The organism is Dehalococcoidia bacterium (assembly GCA_035310145.1).
GTDB lineage: Bacteria > Chloroflexota > Dehalococcoidia > CAUJGQ01 > CAUJGQ01 > CALFMN01.
In genome coordinates this window covers 1-16,076 of the sequence record DATGEL010000078.1, presented here as the reverse complement: position 1 = coordinate 16,076, position 16,076 = coordinate 1, and the positions used below count along the sequence as shown (strand labels likewise).

Here is a 16,076-nt window from a genome sequence, read left to right as displayed (position 1 = left end):
GGCGCGCACAGAGGCTCGACGTATGCGGCGCCAGGCCCGCGCCGGCTCATCCCAGGCCGGTGACCGGGCGCGACTGCAGCAAGAACAGCTGCTGGTCGTCAAAGGCCCATTCCACGTCCTGAGGGCCTCCATAGTGCTGCTCGACACGCAGGCAGAGACGTGCGAGCCGTTCGAGTTCGGCATCGCTGAGGGCGCTGGACAGGCGTTTCGCCGCCGGAGGCGCTACGCTGACGGTGCCAGACTGCCCGGCTGGGTCTGCGAGCACCATGATCTCCTTATCGAAGATCTCACGGCCCGTGATCGCCAGGTCGTGCTTGCGCACGATGTACGCATCCGGCGTGACTCTGCCGGAGACGATCGCTTCGCCCAGCCCCCAACTGGCGTTGATCATGATTTCGCCGGCATCGCGGGTCACCGGGTTGACGGTAAAGGCCACGCCGGATACGCGCGCCGGTACCATCTCCATGACGACCACACCCATCGCCTCGTGCGCCGAGTCGATCTGCTTGAAGGCGCGATACTGCACGGCCCGTTGCGCCCAGAGCGAGCGGTAGCAGTTCGCTACGCCCTCGAGCATGCTTTGCTCATCGCGCAGGTTCAGAAATGTCTCATACAAGCCCGCGGAGGACGAGGCGGCGCCGTCTTCGGAGAGGGCCGATGAGCGGACGGCGACGACCAGCGCAGCACCGCGTTGCTCGCGCAGACGGGCGTAGGCGGCACCGGCGGCCTCGACCAGCTCCGGGGGCAGGGTCGCGTCCGCGACCGCTTCGAGCAGCGGCACGCAGGCCGCGCGCGCGACCCTGGGCAGGCGCAGGTCGGGGGTGGCCACCAGCGTTTCGATCCGCGGCTGCAGGGCGTTGTGCTCGATCCAGGCGCGGTAGGCGGCGGCGCCGATCACGAAGCCGGGAGGCACGGGAAAGCCGGCGGCGCTGAGCCGCGCCAGGCTCGCGCCCTTACCGCCTACGCCGGCGCCCGACGGATCGGGACAGTCGTGCAGCCAGTGGATGACCGACTCCAACGAATCCCCTCCCGGCGCGATTCGCCCTGGTGCCTGGACGGTTGGCAGTGTAGCCGACCGCCGGGGACGGGGCAAACGGCGGACACGATGCGGCGCGTGCCGGCGCCGGCCTGCGTTCGGCCCTGTTCGCGGTTCCCGCGGCCCGGTAAGTCGCCTATACTGACGCCAACGTGGCCCTGCCCGGGCACGCCTGCGGGGACGAGCCGCGCCAGGAGGGTACACGGTGACCGAGAGCGTACAGACGGTCGATCTCGCGCAGTTTAAGCGCGCCCTCGGGCTGTGGGCCTCCGGCGTCACCGTCGTCACCACGCGCACCGAAGGCCTGGTCTACTGCATGACCGCGAGTTCGTTCTCGTCGCTTTCGGTCGATCCACTGCTGATCATCGTCTGCATCGCGCGTAACGCCCGGCTGCACGAGCTGCTGGACGAGGGGGGTGCCTTCGCCGTGAACGTCCTACGCGACGATCAGCGGGCGCTGGGTGAGGCGTTCTCGCGCTCTGGCCGGGAGCCGGCGGAACGGATCGACGGCGTGGCTACGTTCGACGGTCCGACCGGCAGTCCGATCTTCTCGCCCTGCCTTGCGTACCTGGACTGCACGGTGCACAAGATCTACGACGGCGGTGACCACAGCATCGTCGTCGGCGAAGTGCGGGCAGCGGGCTCGGACGAAAGCGCTATGCCGCTGGTCTACTTCAACCGCGGCTACCGCGCCGTGCGGGACCTGGAGTATTGATGCGGCGGTCTGGCCCCGTGGCGAGCGCCTGCCAGTTCGTGGCCCCTGAGCTGTGACCGGGAAGATGAACGATTACGTGTTCGACGGCGACGTCGTCGAGCGGCAGAGCTTCCTCAACGGCACGCGAGCCTACACGATTGCAGGTGCGGACGAGGCGGGCGCCGGCGCCTGGTCCTTTTCGTTGACTCTGACCCTGCCGCGCGAGCAGGGCGAAGCGTTGCGCGAGGGCGACCTCTCGCTCGAGCTGGCGGGAGCGACGTGGGACGCGGACATCGCCGGCGGCGACTTCCACGAGGTAGTTGACGAGACGACGGGCGCCGCGATCACGACGGCGCATTGCCGTTTTGTGCGCAATCCAGAGGTGGAGAACGGGCTACCCTGGGAGACGGCCGAGGCAGAGTTGAGCATCGGCGTCGAAACGGCCGAACTGAAACTGACGCCGCGCTGAATCTGCCCGGCCGGATTGCGGGCGCCTCGGCGACAGTTCAAGCGTTTTCGGCGGCGTGTTCGGCGGCCGCGGTGGGGCGGCCGTTGCGCCCGTGCGCGGCCGGTGCGGGCGCATCGGCCGCCGGCGCTGCCTCGGCGGCGCTGGCGGCGTCCTGCATGCGCATCTCGCCTTCGTAGAAGGCGCCCTCGCGCACGATGATTGCGCCGGAAACCACGCGGGCGCTCACTCGGCCGCTGGCAAGGATCTCGAACCGCCCGTGACAGCGAACCTCGCCTGAGAGCCGTCCGGCCACTGAAATGGTGGCGGCGGTGAGCGTGCCGTTCACCAGGGAGCCATCAGCGATCGTGATCGTGCCGTCGCAGTGCATCTCGCCTTCGAACTCGCCCACGACCGTGACGTTGCCCGAGCTGCGAAAGACGCCGTTAAACTGCGAATCGCGGTCGATCAAGCTGCCGGTGGTGCGTGTCTGCCGCGACGCGGCGCCCCGGTCAGAGGCCATGATTCAGCTCCTTCCGCTCCGGCCGGCGAGGAAGCCGCAACGGTACGCTCGGACGGCGCCCGCCGACCGCGCCGCCGCCGACCAGAAGCGAATCCGGCTCACGCCCCCGCACCCCATCAGCGTACCTCTGCCTCGCGTCGCATCTGGAAGCGGCTGTCGATGTAGGCGCCTTCGTCCACGACCAGCGTGCCGCTGTTGATCTCGCCGCGCGCACTGCCGCCGGGCAGCACCTCCAGGCGCTGCTCGCACATCACATCGCCCTCGACCTCGCCGGCGATCATTACATCTCGCGCGTGAATGGTGCCCTGCACCCGCGCCCCAGGCGCGACGACGAGCGTCGCGGCGGTGTCGATCTCGCCTTCGACGATGCCTTCCACCCGCACATCTCCGGCGGAGCGCAGCTTGCCCTCCCAGACCGCGTTCGCGGCCACGAGCGTACCCTCTCCGCCGGACGGCCGCACATCGGGCACGGCCATCGGCGACAGCTCGGCGCCGGCGCGTTCGTGCTGCCAGCCGGCAGCAGAGAGCGGAAAGGTCGCGTCCTCGTCCGGCGCCGGCTCGCGCTCCGAGGTCGGCGGTTCGGGTTCGCGATCGCGTTCCGCGGATTCGACGATCAGCGGCGCGGAGCTGGCAGGCTCGGCGTGCTGCGCCGCCGAGGCGGCGGGCGCCGAGTCAGCCGTGCCAGGCTCCGGCCGCGTACCACCGCGAACGTTGAAAAGACTGACCGGCCGCTCTTCCTCGGCGGGCGCCGCCGAAGGCTGTGTGCCGGAGCCGTGCAGGATGATCGTGTCCTCTTCGAGATCTTCGCCCTCGCTGGAGCCTTCAGCGAGTTCGCGTTGGCGCTCTTCGACAAGCCTCGAGATGCGGTCGTAGCCCTGGTCGCCGCCGTCCTTACGTTTTCTGAACACCACATCCCTCCGGGGCCGCCCGCACCGCTCAATTCTTTGGATCGTAGCGCGAGCGGCGGTAAAGTCAACCGAGCCACGTACAGCGCGCGTCATAAGATCGGTGCAAGATACCCTGAGCAAAGCACAAACCGTCCGGTGTTAGCCGGCTTCAGGCGGGGCAGATGGGGCAGGTGGATTGCCGCCGGGCGTCAGGAAGGTCGCGCGTGCCTCGGCGATGTACTCGCCGGCAGCCTGGTCCGCCCGCCTGGGTGTCCACTTCAACTCCGCCGCGAGAAGCGCCGCGACGGGCGCCACACCATCGCGGCCCAGGCAGGCGTTCCAGCCGGCGCCCACGCGGCGCAACAGCACATCGGCGACACTTTGAGCTCCTTCCTCCCTCGCGGCGAGCAAGGCCTGGCCGAGGATGTCCGGGCCGTGCGGGCAGAGCGGCTTCAGCATACGCGGCTCGGCCGAGACCAGCCGCGCCAGTCGCGGCAGCCGCGGACCGTACAGCGAGCGCAGGTGATCGCCGGTCGCCGGTCCGACCAGGTCGAGCAGCCAACGCGTCGCTTCCCACGCTGCTGCGTCGCCGCCGGCACGGTAATTCGCACCGTGCGTCGGAGCCGGCGGCGCGGGCGGCTGCGCGCAACGCGCGATGCGTCGCAAGACATCGTCCGCGAGGCTGCGGTAGGTGCTGAGCTTGCCGCCGATGACCGAGAAGAGGCCGCGATAGCCGGCTTCGCCGTGCTCGCGGATCAAATGGCGGCGGGTAATCGCTCCTTCGGCGACGCCGTCGCTTGCCGGCAGCGGACGTACGCCGGCGTAGGCGTACTGCACGGCGTCGATGCCGATGGGCGTGCGCGGCAGCAGCGCGTTGGCCTCGCTCAGGAGATACTCGACATCGGCGCGCGTGGCGCGGGCCGTCTCGGGCGCGCCGTCGAAGCGCGTGTCCGTAGTACCGATCAGGTGCCGACCGCGCCACGGGATGATGAAGAAGGGGCGGCGATCGGAGCGCGCCTCGGCGTAGAGGGCGTGCGTCGGTCCCTGGCCGTCGTAGTCCACAACCAGGTGCGCTCCGCGCGTGCCGCCGAGCTGGCGCCGCGGCGGGCGGTCGAGCGTACCGAGCAGGTGGTCAATCCAGGGTCCCGCGGCGTTGACGACGACGCGGCTCTGGATCTCGAAGTCGCGGTGAAGCAGCGCGTCGTGGACGCGCACGCCGGCGGCACGATCGCCGACACGCAGCACCGCGCGCACCTCCGCGCGGTTGAGGCAGATCGCCCCGGCAGACGCGGCTTCGATCAGGGTCTGGATGCACAGCCGCTCCGGGTAGGCGACCTGCGAGTCTGAGTACTGGAAAACGGCGCGCAGCCCTTCGGCACGGAGGCCCGGTTCCAGGCTGACGGCAGTACGCGCGTTGAAGCGGTGGTGACCAGGGAGCTGCCGCCCGCGCGCCAGCAGGTCGTAGAGCACGAGGCCGAGGCCGATCGCGGCCGCGCCGTGCCTGGCGCCGCGGTAGACCGGCAACAGCAGCGACAGCGGCCGCACCATCTCCGGATAGTCGCGCAGCAATAACGCCTGATCGCGCAGCGATTCGAAGACGAGACCGAACTCGGCGTGTTCGAGGTAGCGCAGGCCGCCGTGGATCAGCTTGGTCGAGCGCCAGGTTGTGCCCCAACCAAAGTCGTACTTCTCCAGCAGGCACACGCTGAGGCCGGCGAGCGCCGCCGCGCGGGCGATGCCCGCCCCGTTGATGCCGCCGCCGATCACCGCCAGATCGAAGCGGCGGGCGCCGCCGGTCAGGCCGGCGCGGGAGCCGAGCGGATACACCGGCTGTCCAGCGGCGGCAGTCGATAGCATCAAGCGGATTCCGCGGCGCGGGTGCGGGCGACCGCGCCCTGCCATTCGGCGTAGCGGCGCTCGCGCTCTGGCTCGGAAATTCGCGGCTCGAAGCGCCGGTCGACGCGCCAGAGCGCGGCGGTGGCGCTGGCGTCGCGCCAGATGCCGGCGCTGATGCCGGCGAGGTACGCCGCGCCGAGCGCCGTCGTCTCGCGCACCACGGGGCGCACCACCGGTCGGCCGAGCAGATCCGCCTGAATCTGCAGCAGGAGGTCGTTCTCCGCGGCGCCGCCGTCGACGCGCAGCTCGGGAATCCGCCTCTGTTGACCCTGCTCGAACAACTCGAGCACGTCGCGGGTTTGGAAGGCGATCGCCTCCAGCGTGGCGCGGGCGAGGTGGGCCGCCGTGGTGCCGCGCGTGATGCCGGAAATCAGACCGCGGGCCTTTGAGTCCCAATACGGGGCGCCGAGCCCCACGAAGGCCGGCACAAAGTGCACGCCCCCCGTGTCAGCAACGCTGGCCGCCAGTGCTTCGATCTCCGCGGCCGATTTGATCAGGGCCAGGCCGTCGCGCAGCCACTGCACGGCCGCGCCGGCGATGAAGATACTGCCCTCCAGCGCGAACGCGGGCGCCGTCGTCGCGCCCGCGGCGGCGGTAGCGATCAGTCCGGGCGAGAGGGCGGGCACGGCGCCGCCGGTGTACTGCAAGACGAAGCAGCCCGTGCCGTAGGTGTTCTTAGTGGCGCCGGCGGCATTGCACGCCTGCCCAAAGAGGGCGGCCTGCTGATCGCCGGCCATGCCGCCGATGGGCAGGGCGCGGCCGAAGAGCGAGGGCTCGGATTCGCCAAACCATGCCGCCGATGGCCGCACCTCCGGCAACATCGCTTCGGGCACGCGCAGCAGCCGGCAAAGCTCCGAGTCCCAGCGGTCGGCGGCCAGGTTGTAGAGCAGCGTGCGCGAGGCGTTGGTGCGATCGGTTGCGTGCACACGCCCACCCGTTAACCGGTGCAGGAGCCAGGAGTCGACCGTGCCGAAGGCCAACTCGCCCGCCTCGGCGCGGCGCCGGGCGCCGGGAACGTTGTCAAGAATCCAGGCGATCTTCGTGCCGGAAAAGTAAGCGTCAAGCAGCAGGCCGGTGCGCTCGCGCAGCAACGGCTCGACGCCGGCGGCGCGCAGCTCGGCACAGGCATCGGCGGTGCGGCGGCACTGCCAGACGATCGCGTTCATCAGTGGACGGCCGCTGGTTCGCTCCCAGACGATCGTCGTCTCGCGCTGGTTGGCGATGCCAATCGCCCCAATCTGGGCGACGCTGATCCCGGCGCTGGCGATGGCGACGTGGGCGGCTTCGATCTGCGAGGTCCAGATCGCCTCCGGATCGTGCTCAACCCAGCCGGGCCGCGGGTAGATCTGCGGAAACTCGCGCGCGACGGCCGCGACAACCGACCCCAGCGAATCGACAACCAGGGCGCGCGAGGAGGATGTGCCCTGGTCGAGCGAAAGCACGTAGCTGCCCGGCACCGCTCCTCCAGCCGCACGCGCATTTCCACGAGGCGCCATGTCGCGATCATACACGCCGCACGGCAGCCGCTGAACGCTGCCCGTACGATGGGTGGCACTCGGACGCCTGAGCCGAGAGCATGCAGCGCCACCGATCTGGCCGTCGCCGCTCGGTGCATGTGTGGTTCGACCACCAGACCGGCACCGCGTTGACCGCGCGTGCGGCCGTTTCTACAATCTGGCGGGGCGGCTGCGGCCGCCCGCCGTGCATCCCCAGGGCTGCCGGCAGCAGGAGCCGTGCGTGGCCCGCTGGTGCATCTTCTGCCGCATCATCCAACGGCAGGAGCCGGCCGACATCCTCTACGAAGACGACGACGTGCTGGTCTTCCGCAACGTGTTGCGCTGGGTGCCGGTGATGTTGCTCGCCGTGCCGAAGCAGCATCTCAGCCAGTCGGAGCTGTGGTCGTCGATGATCGGCAAGGTGGGACCGATCGCGGCGAAGATGGGGGAGCAGCACTGTCCCAGCGGCTTTCGCCTGCTCTCGAACTTCGGCTTCGACGCCATGCAGAGCCAGGAGCACGGCCACATTCATGTGATCGGCGGCACCTACCTCGGTCATTACGCCTGAGGCGGGCGGGCGCCGCGCAGCGCCGCCTGTTGCAGCTCAAAGAGGCGGCGGATGCCCGCCTCGGCCAGGTCCAGCAGCTCGTCAAGGGCGCCGCGGCCGAAGGTGGCGCCCTCGGCCGTGCCCTGCACCTCGACAAAGTGGCCATCGCCGGTCATGACGACGTTGCAATCGACATCCGCGCGCGAGTCTTCCTCGTAGCACAGATCCAGCAAGGGCAGGCCGCCGACGATGCCGACGCTGGTGGCCGCCACCTTGCCGGTTACGGGATTGCCGGCCAGCCGGTACTGCTCGCGCGCCCGGCTGCCGGCCAGCCAGAGCGCGACCCAGGCGCCGGTGATCGCCGCGGTGCGTGTGCCGCCGTCGGCCTGCAACACGTCGCAATCGACCGTCAGGGTGCGCTCGCCCAGCAGCTTCATGTCGGTGACGGCGCGCAGCGACCGGCCAATCAGCCGCTGGATCTCGTGCGTGCGGCCGCCGATCTTGCCCGCCACGGACTCGCGGTTCGAGCGGGTCTGCGTGGAGCGGGGCAGCATCGCGTACTCAGCCGTAACCCAGCCACGGCCGCTGCCACGCAGGAACGGCGGCACACGGTCTTCGATCGAAACCGCGACGAGCACACGCGTCTGCCCGGTTTCGACCAGAACCGAGCCTTCAGCAAACTTCAGATATCCGGGGACGATCGAGACCGGCCGCAGGTCGTTCGGCTGCCGGCCATCAACGCGAGCCATGCACGATGCTCCTCGTTCGGGGCGCTGGTTCGCCGCGAAGCATCGTATCACCCGCTGCGGGCACGGACTCAGCGGCTCGAGCTCGCCGGGTGGGTCCGCGACGAAGCCGGGGCGAAGCGCAACAGCGAACCGCCCACGCCGGCCCGGCGTACCATCGCCGATGGGAGCAACGCCTGCAGCGAGCGCACGGCTTCGGCGGGCCAGTTTCCCAGCAGCACCACCGCACCCGGCGAGAGTGATGCAAGCCACCGATGCGACGTGCCGCGGCTCCAGCCCGGCAAAAGCGCGACGTCGACATGAGTGCGCTCGCTGCCGGTCGCGGCTGCTGGCTCGCCCGCCAGCAGGATCGTCTGCCCGGCGACCCGCAGCAGCACGATCGGTTCAAATGCAGAATCCGCCGCGACACTCAGCGTGGCGTCTGGCCCAAGCGCGATCTCGAACGGGCCGTCACCGGCCGCAGGCGGTCGCCCCGCGCAGACGGCGCTCTCGGACGCGGTCGGGCAGAGCATACGGTCTCCGGCAACCGCATGCAGCGCCTGGGCCGTTTGCGGCCTCCGATCGAGCGGAATGGCGGCCGTGATCGTGACGCCGGCCGGCAGCGCATCCTCGAGCGCGTAGGCGAGCGCATCCGGGGCATCGCTGTCGCTCAGCAGCAGTCGCATGCGGTTTTCCCCGGTTACCAGCAGAACCGTCGCGCCGCCGACCGGAAGCACGGCCACGCTTGCGCCGGACGCGGGGGCCGCGCCGGCGGATGGCAAGGTCAGACCGGGCAGCACCAGCGCTGCCGCTACCGCGGCGCCGCCCGCGTACGCCCACGAGGCGCGTACGAAGTTGCGCACGGGCGTCCGCCCGGTTCCTCGGACCCCGCCCCGTCCGGCGCCAGCGGCGCGGCGCAGCCAGGCCGAAAGGGCAAGGACGGCAAGCACACAGCCGGCCGAGAACAGCGCGCTTGAGAATGCCGCGTGCGAGCCAGACAGCGGGAGCGACGCAAAGAGGTGCGCGATCCGCTCGGTGAACAGCAGCAGCAGCCAGAGCGGCGCAGCCAGCGGCGCCAGCCACCCGGCGAGCGAGACGGCAAGGCCCGCGATCAGCGCCAGCAGCGTCATCGCGGGCAGCAGCGGGTTGATCAGGGCGTTGGCCAGCGCCGCATAAGGCGACACGGTGCCGAAGCGGACGGCGACCAACGGCAGCGTGGCGAGCGCAATGGCGGAGCCGCTCGCCAGAGCCGCCGCGGCGGCGCGGCGCGCACTCCGCGCTTCGTACTCCGGCAGGGCAGGCTGCAGGCCGAGGACCAGCGCGGGCGCCAGCACGGTGAGCGCGGCGGCCGCGGCGAACGTGAGTTGGTAGGCGGCGTCGCGCAGCAGGTCGGGCCGCGGGATGAGCAGCAACACGGCCGCGTCCACCAGCGCGATCAGGCTGCTGCGCGGCCGCCCGGAGAGCCCGGCGAGCGCCAGGCCGAGCAGCAGGATCTCGCCGCGCAGCACCGGCGGACGCATGCCGACGGAGAGTGCGTACCAGCTCGCCACGGCAAGGGCCAGAAGCAGCGCCGGCCGGCGACCCAGCACGGGCGCGAGCGACGCGAGCACGAGCCCGTAGAGGAGCACCAAATTAAAGGCCGACACCGTTGCCAGATGGGTCGTGCCCGTGGCGGCAAGGTCGGCCTGAAGCGCAGCGGGCAGCACGTGGCGCCCGCCGAACACGAGCGTCTCCGCCAGCGCGGCCTCTCGCGGCGGCAACGACGCCCGCAAGCCCCGCAGCGATTGCAGCCGCAGCCGGCGCCAGAAACGGATCCAGGGGGGTGTAGCTGCTCGCCGCTGCAACTGCGCCAGCCGCGGCGCCAGGGAGCCGTCGAAGCCGTTGTCGCGCAGCCAGGCGCCGTAGCCGCCGTCTGCTGGGACGGCTTCGATCACACCGGCGACGAGCCACTCGTCGTCGTCGCGCACGTCCGACTGCGGGGGCAGCAACAGCCGCAGCCGCCCGTCGAGCGAGCCGCCGCCATCAGCTCGTGCGAGCACCTGGGCGGTGACGGCGTCGTACGCGGGGTGGGGATCACCGTCGCCCTCGGCGCGCACCAGCAGCCGCACCTGCCGGCCGGCGAGGCTCGCCACGGCGCCGACCCTGGCCGGCGCGACCCGGGGAGGCAGATACCAAATGGCGAAGGCGACGACCCCAAGGGCCAGCGCCAGATGGCCAAGCCGCCCGCGCCGCTGTCGTGCCGGCAGCAGCCAGGCGGCAGGCGCTGCAATCAGCACGGCGAGCCACGGCGGCCCTCCGGCCACCGCCAGCAGGTCAACGGCCAGAAAGGCGAGCGCAGCGCTCAGCAGGGTCACGGCCGGGCATCCGCGGCGACGGCCGGGCCGACAGCGGAACGAATTCGCCACGCATCCTTCATGCGATTGTCATAGGACGAAGGCGAACAATCGTCAAGCGCCGGCACGACTGAATGACGCCGGCCGACGAGGTACACTGGGTAGGCGTTCAGGGCGGCCGGACGGCCGCTCCGTGCAAACGGGGAGGAAAGTCCGGGCTCCTCCGGGCGAGGATGCCGGGTAACACCCGGGCGGGGCAACCCGACGGACAGCGCAACAGAAACATACCGCCGGCCACGGCCGGTAAGGGTGAAATGGCGGGGTAAGAGCCCACCGGCGGCGCGGTAACGCGCCGGCCGTGCAAACCCCATCCGGAGCAAGACGAACAGGGGACGCAACCCCGGTCCGCGGACCGGGAGCAGGGCGCCCGGCCAGTCCCCGGGTACGTTGCTGCAGCCGGCTGGCATCTACGGATGTTCGCCGGCGACGAGCCGCACGGCGACGCGCGGCCTAGAGAGATGGCCGTCTCCTCGGCGCTGCCGAGCAGACAGAACCCGGCTTACAGGCCGCCCTGAACGCCGCGTCCGCCGCCGCTGCACTGCCGGCCATCACACCGCCTCGTCGGCAGCGGGAACGCTGCTACTGGCCCGCGGCGAGATATTGGCCGGCCGCCCAGCCGAGCGCGCCAAGCTTCCACCAGGTGTAACCGTCGGCCGAGATTGGCCCGGCGGAGACGATCATCGCGGTGCCGTCGGGCAGGCAGCCAACGACGTTCGCGCCGATCGTGGGCGCGTCGTGCACGCGCAGGCAGTCGCCCGTCCCGCTCACGACGACGGTTGCGTTGAGAGCAGGCGCGGCGCCGGAGCTGCTCGTCGTCGCGGCGCCGTCCGCGGTCACGGCGCCGTGGCCGCCGGCAGGCGCCGCCGGCGGAGGCGATGCGGCCGCAACGTCACCGTCGGCGACGGCGGCGAAGTCCGCGGTCCAGTACCAGCCGTAGGGCGAGCTGGCTGAGAAGGCGCGGGCGATGCCGACAACGCGCATGGACGGATTGAGCATGTTGACGTTGTGACCGCTCGAACTCTGCCACTGCGCGAAGGTCGAGGCCGCGTCCGCGTTGCCGGCGGCGAGGTTTTCGGCGACGTTGACGCTGGCCGTGTAGCCGCAGTCGCGCAGCCGTTGCAGCCAGGAGCGGAACAGATCGTCGTGGGAGAAGTAGGCGTTCGCGCCAAGATCCGTGCTTTTCCAGGCGGCCGCGGCCATCAATGCGGGGGAGAGCGCCAGCGCGCCGAGGCCGTTGCGCGTTCGGTACTCGTTCAGGCGCCGCAGCAGATCGGCCTCTTCGAAGTCCTGCGCCAGCGATGGCCGCGAGAGTGCGCAGCCGCCCGCGGCCATCGCGTGGGGCGCTCGCACGGCGGTAAAGCCGGCGCCCACCAGCAGCGCCAGCGCCAGCGTGAGAGCCGCGGCGAACGTCCCCGCGAACCGAGTAGCGTGGCCTGTCGGAGAATATCGCGCTTCGGTCCGGCTGCGCGGTCGCTCCGCGGGCGCGATACGTCGCTCGAACATAACGCCTCGCCGGGGATACTATCACATGAAGCTTGCGCGAGAACGCGCAGATGTGGCGATTTGGCGACATAAGCGCCCGGTAGCAGCGCCGCCGGCGCCGTGCGCGGGGAGCGCGCCAGGTTTGTCGTCCGGAAGCGGACGCATGCACAATGCAGGGGACGGACGCGGCGCGCCGTCGCAGAGTCCACGGGATCGGGGCCGGACGTGCTGCTTTCCGCGCTGATCCATGCGCTCGGGTTGCCGCCGCTCGCCGGGGCGGACGCGGCGATCACGGGCCTCTGCTACGACTCGCGCCGCGTCACCAGCGGCGCTCTGTTCGTGGCGATAGCCGGGTATCACGTCGATGGGGCCGCGTACCTCGGGGACGCGTTCCGCCGTGGCGCCGCGGCCGCGGTGGCGGAAACAGAGAAACGGGAACAGCTTGAACCGGTCGCCGCCGCGTATGGCCGGCGGCTGATCGGAGTGGACGATCCGCGGGCCGCATTGGCGACGCTCGCCGCGACCTGGTTCGGCTACCCGGCGCGCGAGTTGGTCACGATCGGCGTCACCGGCACAGACGGCAAGACCACAACCAGCTATCTCATAAGCACGGTTCTGGAGGCCGCGGGCCACCGCAGCGGCCTCTTTTCGACGGCGGCCTTCAAGATCGGCGCGGCCTGGGAGGAGAACGATTCACGCCAGACCACACCGGAGGCGCTGGAAGTGCAGCAGCTGTTGCGGCGGATGGTGCAGGCCGGGGCGAGCCACGCGGTGCTGGAGTCGACCAGCCACGGCCTGGAGCTGCACAAGCTCGACCACTGCGAGTACGACGTCGCGGTCTTCACCAACCTCAGCCCGGATCACCTCGATTTCCACGGCACCGTCGACGCGTACGCCGCGGCCAAGGCGCGGCTCTTCGCTATGCTGGATCTTTCGATCGACAAGGGCGTGCCCAAGCTCGCCGTGCTGAACGCCGACGACCCGGCCTCAGCGCGCATGGCCGCCGCCACCCGCGCCAGCCGCCTGACATACGGCATCGACGCCGCGGCGGACGTACGTGCCCGCGAGATTGACCTGCAACCCGACGGCAGCGCGCTGCTGCTTCAGACCCCCGCGGGGACCGTACGCACGCGGCTGGGGTTGCCCGGACGCTTCAACGTTGCAAACGCGCTGGCGGCCGCGGCGGTGGCGATCGGGCTGGGAATCGCTCCCGCGGTCATCGCCGGTGGGCTGGAGAGCTTCGCCGGCGTCCCCGGCCGCATGCAGCGCCTCGACGCCGGCCAGCCGTTCACCGTGATCATTGACTACGCGCACACGGCCGCCTCGTTTCAGAAGGTGCTGGAGACCTTGCGGCCGCTCACCCATGGCCGGCTGATCGCCGTTTTCGGCTGCGCGGGCGAGCGCGGCGGCGAACGGCGGACGGGCATGGGCGCCGTGGCCGCGCGGTCCGCCGATTACGCGGTGCTGACCTCCGAGGACCCGCGTGGCGAAGATCCGGCAGCGATTGTCGGTGAGATCGCCGAGGCGATGATCGCCGCGGGCGCATGTGAAGGGCGTCAGTTTGAGCGGCAGATCGACCGCCGGGCCGCCATCGCGCGGGCCTTCTCGCTGGCCCGCTCCGGCGACCTCGTGCTGCTTACGGGCAAAGGCCACGAACACTCGATCCAGACACCGCAGGGCTCGTTACCCTGGGACGAGGCGTCCGTCGCCCGCAGCCTGCTGACCGGCTCAGGAGGCGCCTGAGCACGGCGAGGGGCAAAGGCGCCGATCGGTTGGCGGCGGCCACGGACACACGGTTCGTCGAGCCAACGGTTTCTTGCGGTGCTGAGCGCCGGCGTTGCCGCCGCTGATCACAGGTGCGGTCGGTGCGACACCTGGCGTAGTACCCTGAATGGCGCAAGGCGACGGCGATGGCACGACGCGACGCGACAGCGCTTGGGATCGACGAGCCACGACAGGCGTCGCATTACGGCGCGCCGCGCCGGGCCGCGCTGTCCGTGCTGATCCTGCTGCACATCGCCGCGGTGCTGGTGTGGCTGCTGCCGGCGTCACAGGCGCGCAGTGCCGTGCAGGGAGTCAGCGATCGCTACATCAACTTCGCCGGCATCTGGCAGAGCTGGGGCATGTTCGCGCCGGAGCCGGCGAATCTCAACCTCTACATCCACGCGCAAATTCGCTACAGCGACGGCTCGAAGCGCGACTGGTCGTTCCCCCGCATGGATCAGCTAGACTTCGTGACGCGCTACCGCCTGGAGCGTTTCCGCAAGTACGAAGAGTACGCGCACCTCGACGCCTACGCCGCGATTTGGCCGGATCTGGCGCGCTGGGTGGCGCGGCAGAATGTCGGGAATCCGGCGAATCCGCCGGTGCTGGTGACGCTGATCCGCAGTTGGTGGGAGGTGCCGCCGCCCCCCGCGAACGGCGACATCAGTCACGACCCGCCACACGCCTGGAGCAGCTACCAGTTCTTCCAGCAGCCGATCAGCAGAAGCGACCTGCAATGAGCCGCTGGCCCGTCGACGTCCGCCGGTTCATTGCGCCGTTACTGGCGCCCTGGCGCGCCTGGTGCTGCTTCTGGTTCGAGCCGATCTCGACCGTGACCATTGGTCTCTACCGGGCGCTCTACGGCCTCTGCGTACTGATCTTCGTGCTGCTCTTCCTCCCTAGCGTGGACGACTTCTTTGGCAGCAAGGCGATGCTCGCGCCGGCAGTGGCCCACCACCAGTTGTGGCTCGGGGACCTGTGGTGGGGCCGCGAGCCGCATCCGAGCGTGCTGTTCTGGCTGACCGATCCGCTGGCGGTGCGCCTGTTCTTCGTCGCGCTCGGATTCGCGGCCGTCTGCCTGGCGATCGGCCTCTACTCACGTTGGAGCGCGGCGGCCGTGTTCATCGGCCTGATCTCGATCGGGCGGGCCAATCCCCTGGCGCTCAATGGGGCGGATGTGGTGCTGCGGGTCAGCGGCTTCTATTTGATCCTGGCGCCGTGCGGCGCCGCGTTCTCCGTTGATCGCCTGCGCGCCCTGGCGCGCGGCCGTGCCCCGGAGCGGCCGCCGCTGACGCCGCCCTGGGCACAGCGCATCTTACAGCTTCAGATAGCCCTGGTCTACGCCTCGACGGTGTTGCTGAAGCTGAAGGGGCAGGCATGGGTCAACGGCACGGCGCTGTACTACACCACGCGCCTTGAGGAGTTCCACCACTTTCCTGTGCCGTTCCTCGCGCACTCGCTGCTGCTGGTGAATCTGGCGACCTACTGGACGCTGGCCGTGGAAACGGCAATGGCGTTTCTCGTCTGGATCCCGCCGTTGCGGCCGTTCGTGCTGCTGAACGGTCTGCTTTTGCACCTGGGCATCGAGTACAGCATGAACATTCCGCAGTTCAGCGCGGCGATGCTGATCGGCTATGTGCTGTTCACCGACGTGGAAGGCTGGTGGCAGCGTATGTGTAGCCGCTGGCCGATCCGACTGATGCCGCGCGCCCGGCTGGCGATCGATGCGGGCGATCCCCGCGTCCGGCGCGGCGCACGCGTGCTGCGGTCCTTCGATCTGTTTGGCCAGCTTACGTTCGAGCCCGAGAGACCGAGCGAGGCGCCGGCCGCGGTGCTCAGACCCGGCGAGACTCGGCTGAGCGGCGATGAGGCGGGGCGCTGGCTGCGGAGGCGGTTGCCGGCGTTGCGCCTGCTCGCGCCGTTTGCCCCACTCGCGCCCCAGCTGCTGGGCGTCGGATGGCTGGGCTGCCGGGAGGGGCGCAGCACTGATGAGGGGCAGCCGGCGATCGACGCCGAGATGCAGCGGGCCGCGGTCTCGCCGGTGGCGGGTGATGAAACCGTGGCGGGCTCGCCATAATTGGCGCCGTTGGCGCGTTGACGCGCCGATCGGGCGCGTGCTACGCTGGCGGCGCAGAAAGGAGGTGATGCGGATGGATAGTCACAGTTGTAGGGGCTTCGGACCCGTTCG

General features: G+C 70.3%; 14 protein-coding genes and 1 other RNA gene. 7 read left to right on the top strand and 8 right to left on the bottom strand.

Annotated features, from left to right (window positions below; all coding sequences use genetic code 11):
* Positions 1–46 precede the first annotated feature (46 nt).
* Positions 47–1,018: a PEP/pyruvate-binding domain-containing protein gene (locus VKV26_14605; GenBank protein ID HLZ71129.1), complete on the bottom strand. Its 972-nt coding sequence runs from the start codon at positions 1,016–1,018 to the stop codon at positions 47–49.
* Positions 1,019–1,241: 223 nt separating this feature from the next.
* Here VKV26_14605 and VKV26_14600 point away from each other — a divergent pair, with 223 nt between their 5' ends.
* Together VKV26_14600 and VKV26_14595 are read left to right on the top strand one after the other, a co-directional pair.
* Positions 1,242–1,751 (top strand): flavin reductase family protein, encoded by a 510-nt coding sequence (locus VKV26_14600; GenBank protein ID HLZ71128.1) that lies wholly within the window; start codon positions 1,242–1,244, stop codon positions 1,749–1,751.
* A 64-nt stretch (positions 1,752–1,815) separates the two neighbouring features.
* Positions 1,816–2,199 (top strand): hypothetical protein, encoded by a 384-nt coding sequence (locus tag VKV26_14595; protein ID HLZ71127.1) that lies wholly within the window; start codon positions 1,816–1,818, stop codon positions 2,197–2,199.
* A gap of 37 nt (positions 2,200–2,236) precedes the next feature.
* On the opposite strand, the gene VKV26_14590 is transcribed toward VKV26_14595, so the two are convergent.
* From VKV26_14590 to glpK, 4 genes are all read right to left on the bottom strand, one after another.
* Positions 2,237–2,698 carry a polymer-forming cytoskeletal protein gene (locus VKV26_14590; protein ID HLZ71126.1) on the bottom strand — a complete coding sequence of 154 codons (462 nt, stop codon included), beginning with the start codon at positions 2,696–2,698 and terminating at the stop codon, positions 2,237–2,239.
* A 116-nt stretch (positions 2,699–2,814) separates the two neighbouring features.
* On the bottom strand, positions 2,815–3,606 hold the full coding sequence (locus VKV26_14585) for a polymer-forming cytoskeletal protein (protein HLZ71125.1): 792 nt from the start codon (positions 3,604–3,606) through the stop codon (positions 2,815–2,817).
* A 138-nt stretch (positions 3,607–3,744) separates the two neighbouring features.
* A complete protein-coding gene (locus VKV26_14580) occupies positions 3,745–5,442 on the bottom strand; it encodes a glycerol-3-phosphate dehydrogenase/oxidase (GenBank protein ID HLZ71124.1) in 1,698 nt (565 codons plus the stop codon).
* Entirely contained in the window at positions 5,442–6,938 is a 1,497-nt protein-coding gene (glpK, locus tag VKV26_14575) for a glycerol kinase GlpK (protein HLZ71123.1), read from the bottom strand. The genes VKV26_14580 and glpK overlap by 1 nt, the downstream gene beginning before the upstream one ends.
* A 280-nt stretch (positions 6,939–7,218) precedes the next feature.
* Between glpK and VKV26_14570 the strand changes: the two genes are divergently transcribed.
* Positions 7,219–7,545 carry an HIT domain-containing protein gene (locus VKV26_14570; protein HLZ71122.1) on the top strand — a complete coding sequence of 109 codons (327 nt, stop codon included), beginning with the start codon at positions 7,219–7,221 and terminating at the stop codon, positions 7,543–7,545.
* Here VKV26_14570 and rph read toward each other — a convergent pair.
* On the bottom strand, positions 7,536–8,273 hold the full coding sequence (rph, locus tag VKV26_14565) for a ribonuclease PH (protein HLZ71121.1): 738 nt from the start codon (positions 8,271–8,273) through the stop codon (positions 7,536–7,538). The two genes, VKV26_14570 and rph, sit on opposite strands and share 10 nt — an antisense overlap.
* Before the next feature lie 68 nt (positions 8,274–8,341).
* Entirely contained in the window at positions 8,342–10,603 is a 2,262-nt protein-coding gene (locus VKV26_14560; GenBank protein ID HLZ71120.1) for a ComEC/Rec2 family competence protein, read from the bottom strand.
* A 149-nt stretch (positions 10,604–10,752) separates the two neighbouring features.
* Here VKV26_14560 and rnpB point away from each other — a divergent pair.
* An RNA gene (gene rnpB / locus VKV26_14555) (RNase P RNA component class A) lies at positions 10,753–11,160 on the top strand.
* 61 nt (positions 11,161–11,221) lie between these two features.
* On the opposite strand, the gene VKV26_14550 is transcribed toward rnpB, so the two are convergent.
* Positions 11,222–12,013: a CAP domain-containing protein gene (locus tag VKV26_14550; protein ID HLZ71119.1), complete on the bottom strand. Its 792-nt coding sequence runs from the start codon at positions 12,011–12,013 to the stop codon at positions 11,222–11,224.
* Positions 12,014–12,349: 336 nt separating this feature from the next.
* Here VKV26_14550 and VKV26_14545 point away from each other — a divergent pair, with 336 nt between their 5' ends.
* The 3 genes from VKV26_14545 (at position 12,350) to VKV26_14535 (ending at position 15,965) form a co-directional block, all read left to right on the top strand.
* Complete coding sequence (locus tag VKV26_14545) at positions 12,350–13,867, top strand: UDP-N-acetylmuramoyl-L-alanyl-D-glutamate--2,6-diaminopimelate ligase (GenBank protein ID HLZ71118.1); 1,518 nt, start codon at positions 12,350–12,352, stop codon at positions 13,865–13,867.
* Positions 13,868–14,034: 167 nt separating this feature from the next.
* Positions 14,035–14,628, top strand: coding sequence for a hypothetical protein (locus VKV26_14540; protein HLZ71117.1), 594 nt, complete (start codon positions 14,035–14,037; stop codon positions 14,626–14,628).
* Complete coding sequence (locus VKV26_14535) at positions 14,625–15,965, top strand: HTTM domain-containing protein (GenBank protein ID HLZ71116.1); 1,341 nt, start codon at positions 14,625–14,627, stop codon at positions 15,963–15,965. Before VKV26_14540 ends, VKV26_14535 begins: the two co-directional genes overlap by 4 nt.
* Positions 15,966–16,076 lie beyond the last annotated feature (111 nt).

Excerpts from the sequence above, each read along its gene's own strand:
- VKV26_14535 (HLZ71116.1), top strand. The coding sequence starts at position 14,625 with ATGAGCCGCTGGCCCGTCGACGTCCGCCGGTTCATTGCGCCGTTACTG.
- VKV26_14590 (HLZ71126.1), bottom strand. The coding sequence starts at position 2,698 with ATGGCCTCTGACCGGGGCGCCGCGTCGCGGCAGACACGCACCACCGGC.
- VKV26_14540 (HLZ71117.1), top strand. The coding sequence starts at position 14,035 with ATGGCACGACGCGACGCGACAGCGCTTGGGATCGACGAGCCACGACAG.
- VKV26_14580 (HLZ71124.1), bottom strand. The coding sequence starts at position 5,442 with ATGCTATCGACTGCCGCCGCTGGACAGCCGGTGTATCCGCTCGGCTCC.
- rph (HLZ71121.1), bottom strand. The coding sequence starts at position 8,273 with ATGGCTCGCGTTGATGGCCGGCAGCCGAACGACCTGCGGCCGGTCTCG.
- VKV26_14595 (HLZ71127.1), top strand. The coding sequence starts at position 1,816 with ATGAACGATTACGTGTTCGACGGCGACGTCGTCGAGCGGCAGAGCTTC.